Source organism: Rhodopseudomonas sp. (assembly GCF_048594845.1).
Taxonomy (GTDB): Bacteria; Pseudomonadota; Alphaproteobacteria; order Rhizobiales; family Xanthobacteraceae; genus Rhodopseudomonas.
In genome coordinates this window covers 11,857-28,149 of the sequence record NZ_JBMDXE010000391.1, presented here as the reverse complement: position 1 = coordinate 28,149, position 16,293 = coordinate 11,857, and the positions used below count along the sequence as shown (strand labels likewise).

Annotated in this window: 15 protein-coding genes; 10 read left to right on the top strand and 5 right to left on the bottom strand. The window is 65.8% G+C overall.

What is annotated here, in order from left to right; all coding sequences use genetic code 11:
* The 6 genes from ACOJTD_RS26880 to ACOJTD_RS26855 all read left to right on the top strand — a co-directional run.
* A partial coding sequence (locus ACOJTD_RS26880; protein ID WP_420135892.1) for a GGDEF domain-containing protein occupies nucleotides 1–739 on the top strand: 739 nt, incomplete at its 5' end.
* Nucleotides 740–823: 84 nt separating this feature from the next.
* Complete coding sequence (locus tag ACOJTD_RS26875; protein ID WP_420135891.1) at nucleotides 824–1,537, top strand: TetR/AcrR family transcriptional regulator; 714 nt, start codon at nucleotides 824–826, stop codon at nucleotides 1,535–1,537.
* Between the two features lie 2 nt (nucleotides 1,538–1,539).
* The gene (locus ACOJTD_RS26870; protein ID WP_420135896.1) at nucleotides 1,540–2,343 is read left to right on the top strand and encodes an HlyD family secretion protein; all 804 of its coding nucleotides are present in this window, start codon (nucleotides 1,540–1,542) and stop codon (nucleotides 2,341–2,343) included.
* Nucleotides 2,340–3,269, top strand: coding sequence for an ABC transporter ATP-binding protein (locus tag ACOJTD_RS26865; RefSeq protein ID WP_420135890.1), 930 nt, complete (start codon nucleotides 2,340–2,342; stop codon nucleotides 3,267–3,269). The genes ACOJTD_RS26870 and ACOJTD_RS26865 overlap by 4 nt, the downstream gene beginning before the upstream one ends.
* Nucleotides 3,266–4,438: an ABC transporter permease gene (locus ACOJTD_RS26860; protein WP_420135889.1), complete on the top strand. Its 1,173-nt coding sequence runs from the start codon at nucleotides 3,266–3,268 to the stop codon at nucleotides 4,436–4,438. The genes ACOJTD_RS26865 and ACOJTD_RS26860 overlap by 4 nt, the downstream gene beginning before the upstream one ends.
* Nucleotides 4,439–4,451: 13 nt before the next feature.
* The gene (locus ACOJTD_RS26855; protein WP_420135888.1) at nucleotides 4,452–5,771 is read left to right on the top strand and encodes an adenylate/guanylate cyclase domain-containing protein; all 1,320 of its coding nucleotides are present in this window, start codon (nucleotides 4,452–4,454) and stop codon (nucleotides 5,769–5,771) included.
* 4 nt (nucleotides 5,772–5,775) lie between these two features.
* Here ACOJTD_RS26855 and bcsS read toward each other — a convergent pair whose 3' ends face one another.
* From bcsS to ACOJTD_RS26840, 3 genes are all read right to left on the bottom strand, one after another.
* Entirely contained in the window at nucleotides 5,776–6,459 is a 684-nt protein-coding gene (gene bcsS / locus ACOJTD_RS26850; RefSeq protein ID WP_420135887.1) for a cellulose biosynthesis protein BcsS, read from the bottom strand.
* Between the two features lie 624 nt (nucleotides 6,460–7,083).
* Nucleotides 7,084–7,323: a hypothetical protein gene (locus ACOJTD_RS26845; RefSeq protein WP_420135886.1), complete on the bottom strand. Its 240-nt coding sequence runs from the start codon at nucleotides 7,321–7,323 to the stop codon at nucleotides 7,084–7,086.
* A gap of 139 nt (nucleotides 7,324–7,462) precedes the next feature.
* Nucleotides 7,463–8,272 (bottom strand): DUF72 domain-containing protein, encoded by an 810-nt coding sequence (locus tag ACOJTD_RS26840; protein ID WP_420135885.1) that lies wholly within the window; start codon nucleotides 8,270–8,272, stop codon nucleotides 7,463–7,465.
* A 298-nt stretch (nucleotides 8,273–8,570) separates the two neighbouring features.
* Between ACOJTD_RS26840 and ACOJTD_RS26835 the strand changes: the two genes are divergently transcribed.
* From ACOJTD_RS26835 to ACOJTD_RS26825, 3 genes are all read left to right on the top strand, one after another.
* Entirely contained in the window at nucleotides 8,571–9,704 is a 1,134-nt protein-coding gene (locus tag ACOJTD_RS26835) for a glycosyltransferase (protein ID WP_420135884.1), read from the top strand.
* Nucleotides 9,705–9,712: 8 nt separating this feature from the next.
* On the top strand, nucleotides 9,713–11,206 hold the full coding sequence (locus tag ACOJTD_RS26830; protein ID WP_420135895.1) for a glycosyltransferase family 39 protein: 1,494 nt from the start codon (nucleotides 9,713–9,715) through the stop codon (nucleotides 11,204–11,206).
* A 150-nt stretch (nucleotides 11,207–11,356) separates the two neighbouring features.
* Nucleotides 11,357–12,574, top strand: a complete 1,218-nt coding sequence (locus tag ACOJTD_RS26825; RefSeq protein ID WP_420135883.1) for an NAD(P)/FAD-dependent oxidoreductase — start codon at nucleotides 11,357–11,359, stop codon at nucleotides 12,572–12,574.
* Between the two features lie 241 nt (nucleotides 12,575–12,815).
* On the opposite strand, the gene ACOJTD_RS26820 is transcribed toward ACOJTD_RS26825, so the two are convergent.
* Nucleotides 12,816–13,709: a sugar kinase gene (locus tag ACOJTD_RS26820; protein WP_420135882.1), complete on the bottom strand. Its 894-nt coding sequence runs from the start codon at nucleotides 13,707–13,709 to the stop codon at nucleotides 12,816–12,818.
* Nucleotides 13,710–14,143: 434 nt separating this feature from the next.
* Here ACOJTD_RS26820 and ACOJTD_RS26815 point away from each other — a divergent pair, with 434 nt between their 5' ends.
* Entirely contained in the window at nucleotides 14,144–14,983 is an 840-nt protein-coding gene (locus ACOJTD_RS26815; protein WP_420135894.1) for a VOC family protein, read from the top strand.
* Nucleotides 14,984–14,992: 9 nt separating this feature from the next.
* Here the strand turns inward: ACOJTD_RS26815 and ACOJTD_RS26810 are convergent, their stop codons facing one another.
* Nucleotides 14,993–16,216: a cytochrome P450 gene (locus ACOJTD_RS26810; protein WP_420135881.1), complete on the bottom strand. Its 1,224-nt coding sequence runs from the start codon at nucleotides 16,214–16,216 to the stop codon at nucleotides 14,993–14,995.
* Nucleotides 16,217–16,293 lie beyond the last annotated feature (77 nt).

Here is a 16,293-nt window from a genome sequence, read left to right as displayed (position 1 = left end):
GTGGCGTGTCACGCAGGTCATGACCATCGCGGCGACGGTGCTCTACGTGCTGATCACGGTGAGCGGCCTGACGTGGCCGCCGGCGATCATCAACCTCGATCTCGTGGTTTGCGCCGTGGTGTGCGGCCTGCTGGCGCTGCGCGGTCGACAGCGCAAGGACAAGCAGATTGCGGAGCTGGAAGAGATTCGTCGCAACGACTCGCTGCTGAAGCAGTCGCTGCGCCAGGCCAACGAGGCCCTCGGCAAGCTGTCCAACACCGATCCGCTCACCGGCGCCTTCAATCGGCGCTATCTCGACGAAGTGATCGAGCACGATGCCACCTCGCTGGTGCCTTCGCTCGGGCAGGGCGTGCTGATGATCGACGTCGATCACTTCAAGCTGTTCAACGACCATGGCGGTCATGCAGAGGGCGATATCTGCCTGCAGCGCATCGTCGCCGCCATCCGTCTCCATGTGCGCCCGTCCTGCGACATCGTGGTGCGCTATGGCGGAGAGGAGTTCGCGGTGGTGCTGCCGGGCATGGACGAGCCAGCTCTGCTGAAAGCCGCCGAGCGGCTGCGCTGCGCCGTCGCCGATCTGCGCATTCCCCATCCGGCGCTGGGCGCGGGTCGGGTCGTGACCATCAGCGTCGGCGGCGCCGTCGCGCAGCCCGACGAGCGCCTGTCGGACGCCATCCTGCGCGCCGACCAGTCGCTGTACCGGGCCAAACGCGGCGGCCGGAACCGTGTTCTCGCCTGAAAGCTACAACTTGACTGCCGGGCCAAGCCGAGGCGGTAGCAATGTAGCGTTGATTATGACTGACCGGTCAGTCATAATCACAATATGGTCCGTTCCCCTCCTGAAAAGCCGGCCAGACCCCAGCCTCCGGCGGCCCGCCGCCGCGGTAGTGCTGGCGCGGCGGCAAGACCCTCGAAGCTGTCTGCACCGGACGCCGCCGGCGGGGCGCGCGCCGCTAAGGCCGCTGAGCGCCGTGCCGCGATCATCGCGGCGGCGCTGGACGAGTTCACGACCCGCGGGTTCGCCGCGACCCGGCTCGATGACGTCGCCAAGCGGGCCGGGGTCGCGAAGGGCACCATCTATCTGTACTTCACCGACAAGGAAGCGTTGTTCCAGGAGCTGGTGCGCGCTTCGCTGCTGCCGACCGTCAACCGGCTGAGGGCGCCGCTGCCAGCGGACGTCTCGGTGCGGCAGATGCTCGAGAGCTTTGCCGAAGCCTTCTTGCGCGATGTTGCTCAGACCCGCCGCGGCGATATCGTTCGGCTGATCATCGCTGAAGGCACGCGGTTTCCGTCGCTCGCCGAATTTCACTACCGCACCGTGGTCGAGCCCGGCATGGCGGGGCTGCGCCGGCTGATCGAACTCGGCGTCGCGCGCGGCGAGATCAAGAGCACTGCGCTGGCGCAGTTTCCGCAGCTCGTGGTGGCGCCGGCGATGTTGACGGTGATTTGGCAGGCGCTGTTCGGCCGGTTCGCACCGCTGGACATGCAGGCCATGCTGCGGACTCAGCTCGATCTGATTTTCGGGGAAAGGACATGATGATGCGCAAGCCGATGCTGTCGCGCAGCTTCTGCGTTGCCGCGCTCGCGCTGGCTTTGTCCGGCTGCGGCAACACCGCCGATCGCGGCTATCAGGGCTGGGTCGAGGCCGACCTGATCTTCGTCAGTCCCGACGAGTCCGGCCGCATCACCAAGCTGACGGTGCGCGAGGGCGACGAGGCGCGCAAGGGCGAGCTGATCTACGCGCTCGATGACGATCTGCAGCAGGCCGATCTCAACCAGAACAACGCGACGCTGGCCAACGCCAGGCAGAGCTTCGACCGTGCGCAATCGCTGTCGAAAACCGGCTCCGGCACGCAGGCCAATCTCGACGCGGCAGTGTCGGCGCTGCGCGTCGCCGAGGCGCGGGTCGAGACCTCGAAAACGCGGCTGACGCGCCGTCAGGTCTTTGCGCCGGTGACGGGGCCGGTGCAGCAGATCTACTTCCGCGAAGGCGAGATGGTCGGCGCGCAGAAGCCGGTGCTGTCGATCCTGCCGCCCGGCAACATGAAGCTGCGCTTCTACGTACCCGAACCGGTATTGCCGCAGCTTGCGATCGGCGACAGCGTACGCGTCACCTGCGACGGCTGCGCGCCGGATCTCACCGCCAAGATCTACTTCATCGCCACACAGGCGGAATACACCCCGCCGGTGATCTACAGCCTCGATGAACGCAACAAGCTGGTCTATCTGATCCAGGCGCGGCCGGATCGGCCGACATCGTTGCGGGTCGGTCAACCTGTCAGCATTTTCCCGATGCCGAAGACCGCCGCGTCGCCGCAGAGCGCGCCGGGCGCCAAGTCATGACCGCCGCCGAGATCGCGATCGACGTCAAGGGACTGACCAAATCCTTCAACGGCCGCGAGGTCGTGCACGATCTGTCGATGCAGGTGAAACGCGGCTCGATCTACGGCTTTCTCGGGCCGAACGGCTCCGGCAAGACCACTACGATCCGCATGCTGTGCGGCCTGCTGACGCCGGACAGCGGCGAGGGCACCTGCCTCGGCTACGACATCACGCGTGACGCCGACAAGATCAAGCGACAGGTCGGCTACATGACGCAGCGCTTCAGCCTGTATCAGGACCTGTCGGTGCTCGAGAATCTGGAGTTCGTCGCGCGGCTGTACGGCGTGCCCGATGCGCGCGGCGCCGCCCGCGACATGATCAAGCGGCTCGGCCTGTCGGGCCGCGAGGAGCAACTCGCCGGCGAACTGTCCGGCGGCTGGAAGCAGCGGCTGGCGCTCGGTGCCTGCACGCTGCCGAACCCGCAATTGCTGCTCCTCGACGAGCCGACCGCCGGCGTCGATCCGAAGGCGCGGCGCGACTTCTGGAACGAGATCCACGCGCTCGCCGCCGAGGGTCTCACCGTGTTGGTCTCGACCCACTACATGGACGAGGCCGAGCGCTGTCACGAGATTGCGTACATCGCCTATGGCTATTTGCTGGCGCATGGCACCGTCGAGCAGGTGATCGCCGCCTCGCAGCTCGCCACCTGGGTGGTGACCGGCGATGGGCTCGGCGCGCTGGCGCATGAGCTCGCCGGCAAGCCCGGCGTCGACATGGTGGCCCCGTTCGGCAGTAGCCTGCACGTTTCTGGCCGCGATCACGCCGCGCTCGAAGCGACGCTCGCGCCGTATCGCGGCAACGCCGATCAGCACTGGCAGCACGGCGCGCCGTCGCTGGAAGACGTATTCATCGAGCTGATGAGCCGCAGCAAGGACAATTTCCAATGAGCGCCGCGGAAGATAAGGCGCCGGAGCGCATCAAGCCGCTCCCCCGGCAGCGCTTCGGCTTCCTGCGCCGCACCTACGCGATGCTGGTGAAGGAGCTGATCCAGCTTCGCCGCGACCGGTTGACCTTCGCGATGATCATCGTGATCCCGGTGATGCAGCTCTGCCTGTTCGGCTACGCCATCAACACCACGCCGCGGCATCTGCCGACCGCGGTGCTGCTGCAGGAGGACAGCGATCTCGGCCGCTCGATCTTGAAGGCGCTGGAGAACACCGCTTACTTCCAGTTCGTCCACCAGGTGCAGAGCGTTGCGGAATTCGACGCGCTCCTGCTCTCCGGCAAAGTGCTGTTCGGCGTCGAGATCCCGCGCGGCTTCGAGCGCGCGGTGCGGCGGGGCGACAAGCCGGCGCTGTTGGTCGCCGCCGATGCCACTGACCCGGTCGCGGCCGGCTCGGCGCTGTCGGCGCTCGGCGCCATCGTGCAATCGGCGCTGGAGCACGATCGTGTCGCCGGCGATCCCGGCAATCCGCCGTTCGAGATCCGCGCTCATGCGCGCTACAACCCCGCCGCGTCGTCGCGGCTCAACATCGTGCCGGGGCTGGTCGGCACCATCCTGACCATGACGATGCTGATCTTCACCGCGCTGTCGGTGCCGCGCGAGATCGCGCGCGGCACGATGGAGAACCTGCTGGCGATGCCGATCACGCCGGTCGAGGTGATGCTCGGCAAGATTCTGCCTTATGTCGGCGTCGGCTTCATCCAGGCGTCGCTGATCATCGGCATCGGCGTGTTTCTGTTCGGCGTGCCGCTGCGTGGTAGCCTGCCGTTGCTGGCACTGTTGTCGACGCTGTTCATCACCACCAATCTGGCGATCGGATACACGTTTTCCACGCTGGTGCAGAACCAGCTGCAGGCGATGCAGGCCTCGATGATGTTTTTCCTGCCGTCGATCCTCTTGTCAGGCTTCATGTTCCCGTTCGCCGGCATGCCGCGCTGGGCGCAGTACATTGGCGAGTGCCTGCCGCTGACGCATTATCTGCGCATCGTCCGCGCCATCATGCTGAAGGGCTCGACGCTGGAAAACCTGCGCTACGATACGCTGGCGCTGGCCGCGCTGATGCTGGTGGCGATGACGATCGCGGTGACGCGATTCCGCCGGACGCTGGACTGAAGAGGAGCGCCGGATGCAGATGCGGTGGCGCAGAGCAGCGGCGAGGGCGCGACGGCGCTCGCTGTCCGACGACGTGCGCAGCACGCTGACGCGCGAGATCCTGTTGACCGAGCTGTTACGCGCCAAGGCCTTGCTGGCCACCGTCACGTTGCTGCTCGGCATACTTCTCGTTTCCCATTGGCTGTTCCCGGCCGCGATCGAGAAGATCTGGCACGGCCAGTTCCTGCTGTTGCCGCTGCTGACGTCCTATCTGCCGCTGCTGGTGTTCGAACTCTCGGCGATCGTGTATCTGCGTCGCCGTCTTGCGACCGGCCGCGATGGCCCGCAAATCGGCCGCTACATCGGGGTGCTGATCGAAACCAGCCTGCCGACGGTCGCCATCTATCTGCAGATGGGCACCATGGGGTCGGCGCAGGCGCTCGCCTTCGCGGCGCCGCTCGGCTATTTCATCTTCATCATCCTGTCGACGTTGTGGCTCGACTTTCGATTGTCGCTGTTCACCGGCTTCGTCGCGGCCGCCGAACTGTTCGGCATCGCGATGCTATATCACCCGCCCGGTTTTCCCCACGATCCGCCGCCGGATTTCGCCTTTCATCTGATCCGCAGCTTGATGGTGTTGACCTGCGGCCTGCTCGCCGGCGGCGTCGGCGCTCAGCTGCGCCGGCAATTCGAGAGGTCGATCAGCGCCGCGGATGCGCGCGATCGAGTCACCAATCTGTTCGGACAACACGTCTCGCCGCAAGTCGTCGAGCAATTGCTGGACACCGGCGCTCAGGGCAGCGGTGAGACCCGCCGTGTCGTGGTGATGTTCGTCGACTTCCGAAATTTCACCGGCGCGGCGCGCGCAAGGACGCCGGGCGAGGTCGTGGCGCGGCTTGATGAGGCCTTCGAGGTTCTCGTCGACGTACTCGAGCAGCACGGCGGCATCGTCAACAAGTTTCTCGGCGACGGCTTTCTCGCGCTGTTCGGGGCACCGATCGAGGATCCCGATGCGGCGACAGGCGCGGTCGCGGCGGGGCGCGAGATGCTGTCGGCGATGGAGGAGAACAACACCGACCACCCCTGGCCGCTGCGGATCGGCATCAGCATTCATATCGGCGACGCGGTGGTCGGCACCGTCGGCTCACCGCGGCGCAAGGAATACACGGTGATCGGCGACACAGTGAACTTCGCGGCGCGACTGGAATCCCTCAACAAGGAGTTCGGCACGCAGTTGTTGATCTCGTCGGCGATCCGGGACGAGGTCGGCGCCGCGGCGGCCGATGCCGAGATGGTCGGTCGCGTCACCATGCGCGGCTACGCAGAGCCGATCTCGGCCTGGCGTCTGGGCTGACCGATTACGGCCGCATCTGCGCGGCGAGCCGCGCGTAGCTGCCGGTGCGGCCGAAACTGTCACTCACATAACCCATCGCCATGGACCATTCGACCGGGCCGGATGCAAGACCGGTGAGATGAAAGCCGAGGCGATTCTGCCGGCTGAACTCGTCGCGTGATCCGGAGAATTCCGGCCCGATCCAGAACGAATCGAGCAGTCGCCAGCCGGCCGCGGTGCGGAAGCCGTATCCTGCCGCGATCGTGGTCGCGTAGTACGAGGTAGTCAGCATCAACTCGGGGACCGGTTGGGCCCAGGCCTCCGCGGCGATCCGCAGCCCGGGATGTCCACCCCGCCACTTCGATGTCGGATCGTCCGGCGTGAGGTTGTGATGTTCGAAGTCCGGCCCGGCGAACAGCTTGAGTTCAAACTCGCCGGCTTTGAATCGCCATCCCGGCATGATCGCGGCGCGGAAGATGTCGGTCGTGTAGAGGCGGCGTGGAGTCCAATAGCGCTCGACGGCATTGGACAGCGATAGCCGCATCACGAAGCCGTCGTTGTTGAGCCCGTTCTGCGCCCAGTGCAGGCCGGCCGAGGCGGAGTTGCCGTTGCTCCAGACATCGTAGCCGCCGAATAGCAGAACCTGATCGGCAGTCGATCCGCCGCTCAGCGCAGGGGCCATACTGGGAAACGGCGTGAGCATCGCCATTGCGCTCGTACTGGGGGCTGAAGGAGCAGGCTCTGCGGCCCCCAGCGTGCCAGCGCCGAGAGCCGCGCCAAGTCCCTTTCCTAGTCCCGCGCCAATACCCGCACCAAGACCGACGCCGAGTTCGGCTTCGAGGCTCGCTTCAAGACCGGATGAAGGGAAGTCACCCGAGTCGAAATCATCCTGCTCCAACGTGGCAGGATCGGTGTCGCTGGTGGGCTCAGCGGCGCTGCGTTCTGCGTTGATCGGATCAGCGCTGGCGACATGCGCAAGCGTAGCGAATGCGTCGGTCGAAACGACCGCGGCCACGCCCAACACGCGCACCCAACTCACGCAACGCACCGCAACTCATCCTGAACGCAATAACTTGGTCAGAAACCGCGTGGATTAGAACAGCGGTGTTATTACTTGTCTAGTGACAACGATGCTGCGTATCAGTAGGCCTTATCCCGTCACCTCTGCGAGCTGAAAACGTCGTGCAAATCCCTGACATGCAGGCGATCAATCGGTGAAGGCGCTGACGTCACGACGTCAAGTCGCGCGTCACCATACGGTCAGCAAACGTGAAGCGCCGTCTTGCACTGGACGATAACGCTCGTCCGTCGGTAGTGCTTCCACGCCGCTCTGTCAGCGTTGCGCTGTCGCGATTGCGTGTTCGAGCGCCACTGCGATCTTGCGGTCGATGTCGTGCATACCGTCGACATAGGCTTCCGATAGCGACAGGCCTTCGGGCGAATTCGGTTGGGCGCGGGCGAGCGTCTCGAAGTGATGGCGCAGTTTCTCGGGCGCCGGATGAGCCTTGATCACGGCGTTTGCAAAGTTGAGCAGTCCCTTGATCTGGCCGTTCATGAAGTCGAGTTTATCCATCGCCACTTTCCCATACCGTGATGTGGCAGGACCGTATCAGCGGGTGAGAGCGGTGCGATTGATCCGGCGCAAGCGAGAGTGGTGAGCGACAGCTTGCCGCGGAGCGCGGCCGCACGGTAGACCGCCCGCGGTTGGTTCTTCAGCTGTGTCCGACCAGCCGGATCAGTTCCATCGCGGCGGCGGGGGCGCGGACCTTGCCTTCGTGAATCACGTAGGCGAACACGTCGCGCTTTTGTTTCTTCGCGTGTCCGGTGCCGACCTTTGGCAGATCGTCCGGTTCGCCGCCGTTCGCCCAGGTCTCCAGCCGTTTGGCCCAGGCCGCCAGTGCCTTCGGCGGGTAGCCGGTCGCGATATCGTCCTTGCCCTTCTGCAGCCGGGCATAGACGAAGTCGCCGACCACGTCGGCGATCTCCGGATAGGTCGCATGCTCGGAGTACACCGGCGGGATGTCGTGCTCGCGGAGCAGGGCAATGAACTCCGGCGTGCAGAAGCTGTCGTGCCGCACCTCGACGACATGGCGCAGCGCCCGGCCATCGATCGTACGCGGTAGCAACGCCAGAAACGCGCCGAAATCGAACGGGTCGAATTTCTTGGTCGGAGCGAATTGCCACAGCACCGGCCCGAGCCGGTCGCCGAGTTCGAGCACACCGGAATCGTAGAACCGCTTGATGCTGTCGCCCGCTTCGGCCAGCACCTTGCGGTTGGTGGCGAAGCGCGGGCCCTTCAGCGAAAACACGAAACCATCCGGCACCTCGCTGGCCCATTTGCGGAAGCTTTCGGGCTTCTGCGAGCCATAGAAGGTGCCGTTGATCTCGATCGAGGTCAGCTTCGAGGCGGCGTATTCCAGCTCGCGCCGTTGCGGCAGTTTGTCGGGATAGAACACGCCGCGCCACGGCTCGAAGGTCCAGCCGCCGATGCCGATGCGGATGTCGCCTGCCTTGCTTTTCATTCCGGTTTCCCTCTTGCGCACAGCCAGGGCCGCACCTATCTTGGTTTCAACGGCGATGGTGCTGCTGGCAACCCGTCACGCACCGCCCGCCGAACGGCCACAGAATAGTAGGGAGCGCCGGATGTACGCGCACCTGTTGTTCGTGGTCGTTAACGTTTGACCGGCCCGCACTGGCTGGTCGTCGGTGGGTCCAATGGGCCACTGGCCGCATCGTTTCCACCCGCTTCCCGATTGTCCTTCGGATTTGTAACGGAACGCGCCTTGGCAGCGTCCATGGGCCTCGATATACGCTGGCGCCATGACCCAAGCCAGCCCAGCGGTTGCAGAAACTCGCGCGCAGCCATCCCCGGCGCTCCAGCTGAGCGTCGTCGTGCCGACCTTCAACGAGCGCGACAATATCGAGCCGTTGTTCCGTAAACTGGAAACGGCGCTCGGTGGCATCGCCTGGGAAGTCATCTACGTCGACGACAATTCTCCAGACGGGACCTGGCAGGTCGTGCGCGAACTGGCGTCGCGCGAGCCGCGGGTGCGCTGCATCCGGCGGATCGGGCGACGCGGTCTGGCGGGCGCGTGCATCGAGGGCATCCTCGCCGCCAGTGCGCCGTTCGCCGCCGTGATGGACGCCGACCTGCAGCACGACGAGACGCGCCTCGCCCAGATGCTGGCCTTGCTCGAAAGCGGATCGGCGGACCTCGTGGTCGGCAGCCGTTATATCGAGGGCGGCAGCGCCGACAGCTTCGACAAGCAGCGCGCGGGCTTCAGCGCCCTCGCTACCACCCTGGCGCGGCAGGTGTTGAAGGTCGAGATCGCCGATCCGATGAGCGGCTTCTTCATGATCCGCCGCGATCGCTTCGAACAGCTCGCGCCGCAGCTCTCCACCCAGGGCTTCAAGATCCTGCTCGACGTCGTCGCCACCGGCCGCGGCAGCCTGCGCGCCGTCGAGGTGCCCTACACCTTCGGCTCGCGCCTGCACGGCGAAAGCAAGCTGGACTCGATGGTGGCACTCGATTTCCTCGGGCTGGTGCTGGCGAAGTACAGCAACGACATCCTGTCGCTGCGCTTCATCCTGTTCGCGCTGGTCGGCTCGACCGGCGTATTCGTGCACTTCCTGACGCTGTTCGTCGTCCTGAAAGTCTTCGACCAGCCGTTCGCCGAAGCGCAGGCGATCGCCGCTCTGGTGGCGATGACCAGCAACTTCATCCTCAACAACTTTCTGACCTATCGCGATCAGCGACTGAAGGGCTTCGCGATCCTGCGCGGTCTGCTGCTGTTCTATCTGGTGTGCAGCGTCGGGTTGCTGGCCAATGTCGGGGTCGCCTTCGCGGTTTACAACGAGCACATCACCTGGTGGCTGGCCGGCGCAGCGGGCGCGCTGATGGGCGTGGTCTGGAACTACGCGATGTCGGGCCTGTTCGTCTGGCGCAAGCGTTGACGTTCGCGATGCCGATTGCGCCGCGGGACGTCACCCGCGCTACGGCGCTCGCCGTCGTCGCGATGGTGGCGCTGCGCCTGATCGCCGCTGCGATTACGCCGCTGACGTTCGACGAGGCCTATTACTGGACCTGGTCGAAGCATCTCGCGCTGTCCTACTTCGATCATCCGCCAATGGTCGCGCTCGTCATCCGCGCCGGGACGCTGATCGCCGGTGATACCGAACTCGGCGTTCGGCTGTTCTCAGTGCTGCTGGCGCTGCCGATGAGCTGGGCGACGTGGCGCTCGGCGGAGTTGCTGTTCGGCGGCCAGCGTCTGGCGGCGAATGCGACGCTTCTTCTCAACGCCACCATGATGGTGTCGATCGGCACCGTGATCGTGACCCCGGACGCTCCGTTGTTGGTCGCGGCCAGTTTCGTGCTCTACACCCTCGCTCAGGTGCTGTCGTCCGGGAAGGGTGTGTGGTGGCTGGCGGTCGGCGTTGCCGTCGGCGCCGCGCTGTTGTCGAAATACACGGCGCTGTTCTTCGGCCCCGCGATCCTGATCTGGCTGTTGTGGGTACCCAAGCTGCGCCGTTGGCTGCTGACGCCGTGGCCGTATCTCGGCGGACTGATCGCCTTCGCGCTGTTTGCGCCGGTGGTGATCTGGAACGCCGATCACCAGTGGATTTCCTTTATCAAGCAATTCCGTCGCGCCCAGGTCGAGGGCTTCAATCCGGGCTATCTGCTCGAACTGGTGCCGACCCAGTTCGTCCTCTCCACGCCGCTCGCCTACATCCTCGGCCTGATGGGACTGTACGCGCTGGCGCGAGGGGCGGGAGCCTCCGGCGCGCGCGTACTGGTCAGCTCAATCGTCTGGACCATCGCGCTGTACTTCGCCTGGCAGGCCACTCACGACCGCGTCGAGGGCAATTGGCTCGGCGCGCTGTATCCCGCCTTTGCGGTGGCCGGCGCGGTCGCGGCCGGGCTGGCCACGTGGGGACCGCGGGCGCAGCGCGTCGTCCGGTTCTGCATGCGCTGGGCGGTGCCGGTCGGGGTGCTGATGTTCGTGCTGGTGGTGGTGCAGGCCAACACCGGCGTGCTCACCGGCTATCGCCGCGACGCCAGCGTGCGCGCCGTCGGCGTCGGCTTTCCGCAGATCGCTGCCGAGATCGCCGCGGTGCGCGAAAAGACCGGCGCGACCTGCGTGATGGCCGATGATTACGGCAACACGGCCTGGCTCGCCTTCTATCTGCCGAAGGGCACCTGCGTGGTGCAGCGCAACGAGCGTTTCCGCTGGCTTCAGGAGCAGCCGCCGACGGCCGAGCAACTGGCCGGCAAGCTGCTGCTGGTGGGCGAGACCAACGCCGCCGCCCATCCAGGCCTGAAGGCGACCTTCGCCCGGATCGAGAAGGTCGGCGAGGTCGAGCGCCGGCGCGGTCCGCTGTTGATCGACACGCTGGAACTGGACATCCTGGACGACGCTCGGCGCGACGTCTTCGATCTCACGCCGCCGGTCTATTGAGGCGGCTGGGTGCCGTTTCTTTAGTCTAAGCCTGCCTCCCGGAAAGCTGACCAGCCGCGCCGCTTTGTGCTAGAGGCTGCCGCGATCCAGATCGGGTTTCCAAGTCCATCGACGCGCGGCGCGCCGAGCCCAAACGATACGAGAGATGCGATGAATGACACGGTGTTGATTGTTGGAGCCGGGCACGCCGGCTTTCAGGTCGCGGTTTCGCTGCGCCAAGCCAAGTACACCGGTCGCGTCGTGTTGATCAACGACGAGAAGCACCTGCCGTATCAGCGGCCGCCGCTGTCCAAGGCGTATCTCAAGAGCGGCGGCGATCCGGCGTCGCTGATGTTTCGCCCGGAGAAGTTCTTCCAGGATCAGACCATCGAGCTGATCTCCGATCGCGCGGTTGCGATCGATCGCGGTGCCAAGACGCTGCTGCTCGGCTCGGGCGAGAAGATGGAGTACGGCCATCTGGTGCTCGCCACCGGCGCGCGCAACCGGCAGCTCGACGTGCCCAACGCGACGCTCGAGGATGTGCTGTATCTGCGCACGCTCGACGAAAGCGAGCAGGTGCGCCAGCGCGTGCCGAACAAGAAGCAGGTGGTGGTGATCGGCGCCGGCTTCATCGGCCTGGAATTCGCCGCCACCGCGCGCGGTAAGGGTATGGAGGTCGATGTCGTCGAATTGGCGCCGCGGGTGATGGCGCGCGCCGTGACGCCGGAGATCTCCAGCTACTTCCACGATCGCCACACTGCGGCAGGCATTCGCATCCACTACGGCGTGCGGGCCACGGAGATCGCAGGCGAGGACGGCCGCGTCACCGGCGTGGCGCTCAGCGACGGCCGCACGCTGCCGGCCGATCTCGTCGTGGTCGGCGTCGGTGTCATTCCGAACGTCGAGCTCGCCGCCGCAGCAGGATTGCCGACAGCATCGGGCGTCATCGTCGACGAGAACCTCTTGACCGAAGATTCGAACATCTCGGCGATCGGTGACTGCTCGCTGTTCAACAGCGTGCGGTTCGGCGAAGTGATGCGGCTGGAGTCGGTGCAGAACGCCACCGACCAGGCCCGATGCGTCGCCGCGCGGCTCACCGGCGACACCAAAGCCTATGACGGCTATCCGTGGTTCTGGTCGGATCAAGGCGACGACAAGCTGCAGATCGCCGGCCTCACCGCCGGCTTCGATCAGGTCGTGGTCCGCGGCAGCGTCGCCGAGCGTTCGTTCTCGGCGTTCTGCTACAAGGACGGCCAACTGATCGGCATCGAATCCGTCAACCGCGCCGCCGACCACGTGTTCGGCCGCAAGATCCTGCCGCTCGGCAAATCGATCACGCCGGAGCAGGCGGTGGATGTCAGCTTCGATCTGAAGAAGGCGATGGCGTAGTCGCCATCGGCCTCTCCGTCATTACGAGCGAAGCGAAGCAATCCATCTCCGTGCACGGAGATGGATTGCTTCGTCGCTGCGCTCCTTGCAATGACGGCTGATAGTTCCTTCGTCCTGGCCGGGCGCGTCCCGGCCATCCACGCCTTCGGCCCTCGAATGCTGCAAGGCGTGGATGCCCGGCACAAGCCCGTGCATGACGTGCGAGGCTTATGCGTCGAGCTAACGGGCAGGCGCAGCCACCTTACGCCATCGCGGCGAATTCACGCTGCACCGCTTGAATGTCCGCAACGGTTGGCAGTCCCGCTTCGTTGCCCAGCCGCTGAATCTTGAAGGTCGAGGCGGCGCGGGCGAATTCGAAGTGGTGCTGCCAGGTCTTGTCCGGGCTGTGCAGATACGAGAACACGTAGGCGCCGTGGAAGACGTCGCCGGCGCCGTTGGTGTCGATGACGCGGTCGCGCGGAATCGGGAAGGCCGGCTGGGTACGCACGGTGCCGCCTTCGTCGTACCACAATAGGCCGCGCTCGCCCTGGGTGACGCCGCCGATCTTGCAGCCGCGCGACTTCAAGTAGTCGAGCATCTTCTCCGGCGTCATGTGCATCTGCTCGCACAGCCGCTCGGCGACGATCGCGACGTCGATGAATTCCAGAAGCTCGTGGGTGTTGGTGCGCAGGCCGCCGCCGTCGAGCGAGGTCAGGATGCCGGCCTCGCGGCACAGCTTGGCGTAGTGGATGGCGGCATCCGGTTGATGGCCGTCGACATGCAGCGCGCGGCAGTTGCCGAGGTTGAGCACCGGAAACGGATGGATGTGCTCGTCGTCGCGGCAGCGGACGATGGCGCGCTTGCCGTCCTTCGGCATGATGAAGGACAGCGAGGAGGTCGCGACCTTGCGCGGATGCACGGAGATTCCGTACTTCGCGGTCATGTCCTGAAACATCCGGCCGAGCCAGTCGTTGGCGACGGTGGCGATCAGGTCGGGAACGATGCCGAGCTTGGCGCAGCAGAACGCCGCCGTCACCGCATTGCCGCCGAACGAAACCGCGTAGTCGGACGCCACGTGTTTTTCGTCGCCGGTGGGCAGGTGGTCGGTGATGAACGTGACGTCGATATAGGTCTGTCCGATAAAGAGTGCGTCCATGAGTGTCCCGTGCTGCGAGGCCTGACCCGACTTGCAAACCATAGCATCTGGTTGTTGCAGTGCATCGGCTAAAATTTTCCGCAGCCGCGGAACGGAAGCGAGAGGCCTTCCGCTTAAATCCAATCCCAACGACGCGCGCTCGGCTGTTGTTCCGGGCGGAGTGTCGCAGGGAGAAGACAACGCTGAGCGATGTCGAGCCGCCGGATAGGCTGCACGGCGAGTGCGTGACCGGGTATCGGACGAGGTGGGCAATGCGCCACGAATATCCGATGGTCGCGCCGGGGGGCGACACGGAGCAGCGAGTCGCGCAGAGGCGGTGATGTGACCGGCGGTACGACCCGCCCGGCGCGTTCGACCGACAGACAGGCGAGGATGTTGCCATGAGCAGCGAACAGCGCGAGGCCGGCGACGGAGGATCCGCGGTCCGGGGCCGGGTGATCACCGCGATCGACCATCTGGTCGTTCTGGTCAGCGACCTGCCGGCGGCGGTCGCCGCCTATCAGACCTTGCTCGGCCGCGCGCCGTCATGGCGCAGCGCCGACGAGGGCACGGAAAACGTATTGTTCACCCTGGACAATATGTCGCTCGAACTGATGGCGCCGGCCGGCAGCGGCGGCAATGCCGACCGGGTCCGCACCGTCATCAAACTGCAGGGCGAGGGACTGGCCAGCCTGTGCTTCCGCGTCGCGGACATCGACCGGATGCAGCGCCGCCTCGAGCGCGTGGCGCTTCAGCCGGACCCGGTCGCCGAGGTCGAGCGGCGCGATACGCAAACCGGTGCGACGCTGGCCTGGAAGAGGACGCGCGCCGCCACCGGCATGACCCGGGGCGTGCGGATGTTCTTTCTCGAGCTCGGCGCCGAACGGCCGCGCTCGGAGCCGACCGCGCCAGCGCCGATCGTGGCGATGGATCATCTGGTGATCTCCACCAGCGATCCGGAGCGCGCGGCGGCGCTGTATGGCGCCCGGCTCGGGCTCGATATGGTGCTCGACCGGTCGCACCACGAATGGGGGCGCCTGATGTTCTTCCGTTGTGGCGAGCTCAATATCGAGGTCGTGCACCGGCCGGTGGCGGGCTCCGACGCCGAGCACGACAAGCTGTGGGGGATCGGCTGGCGGGTCGATGATCTCGACGCCACCCGCGCCCGCCTGGTCGAGGCCGGCCTCACCGTGACCGAGCCGCGCGCCGGTCGCCGGCCGGGCACACGGGTCGTCACCGTGCGCAGCGGCACCTGCCATATCCCGACGCTACTGGTGCAGCCGGCGCACGATTGATCTGGCCGGTCAGGCGGCGAGCCGGCTCGGGACGCGCAGGAAGCCGCGAAACCGCGCCCGGCCGCCGCGCGCCGGCGTCCCGCTGATCACGTAGCCGGGGAAGCGCGCCAGGAAACGGCGCAGCGCGATCGTGCCTTCGAGCCGCGCCAGCGCCATGCCGGCGCACTGATGCGGCCCGGTGGCGAAGGCGAGGTGGCGGTTCGGCGTCCGCCCGACATCGAAGCGGTCCGGATCTGGAAACTGCGCCGGATCGCGGTTGGCGGCGCCGATGCACAGCGTCAGCGAGGTGTTGACCGGCATGACCACGCCGCCGATCTCGACCTCGGCCGTGGTGATGCGGTTGCCGAGCTGGTTGGAGCTTTCATAGCGCAGGATTTCCTCGACCGCGGTCCGGGTCAGGCCCGGATCGGCGATCAGCCGCTGCTTCTCGGCGGGATGGGTATCGAGCGCCACCAGCCCGTTGCCGATCAGATTGGTAGTGGTCTCGTGGCCGGCGTTGAGCAGGAAAATGCAATTATGCAGCAACTCCTTCGACGACAGCTGCTCGCCGCTGCCGTCGCCCTGGATCAGCCGCGTCAGCACGTCGCGCTCCGGATCGCCGGGTGCGGCACGGCGCCGCGCGATCAGGGTCTCGAGATAGGCGAGGAAGTCGCGCACCGCGTCGTTGCCACGCGCGAACGCGTCCGCGCCGATCACCGGCTCCAAGGCCCCGAGGATCGCCAGCGACCAGTCGCGCAGCGGGCCGCGCTCGTCATGCGGCACTCCGAGCAGGTTGCCGATCACCTCGATCGGGATCGCGGCGGCGAAGTCCTCGATCAGGTCGACTTCGTTTTTGTCCGCCATCGCGTCCAGCAGCCGGTCCACCAGCCCTATCAGGTCGGTCTCCATGCCGGCGATCGCCCGCGGCGACAGCGCCCCCATGATCAGGCGCCGGACCCGGGTGTGCGACGGCGGATCGTTGAACACCAGGCTGGTGGTGTGGTGCTCGAACAGCGGCGAGGCGCCGTATTTCGGTGCAAATTCGCGCTGCTTGTCGGACGAGAACAGCGTGGTGTTCTTGTAAACCGCGACCAGATCGTCGTAGCGGGTCAGGAAATAGCCGCCATTGCGCAGCCGCTTGACCGGCTGATGCGCGCGCAGCGCCCGATAGGTCGGGTAGGGATCGGCATAGAATTCAGGCGTCAGCCGCTCGATCTCGAACGCCGTCGCCAGCTCGCTTGAGGTCGTTTCCATCGGGGTCTCGTTTTTCCCTCTTGTAGAGGGTTTTGGTCCCGAAGGGGATACCGGTTTGCCAGCCGACAGCCAGAGCC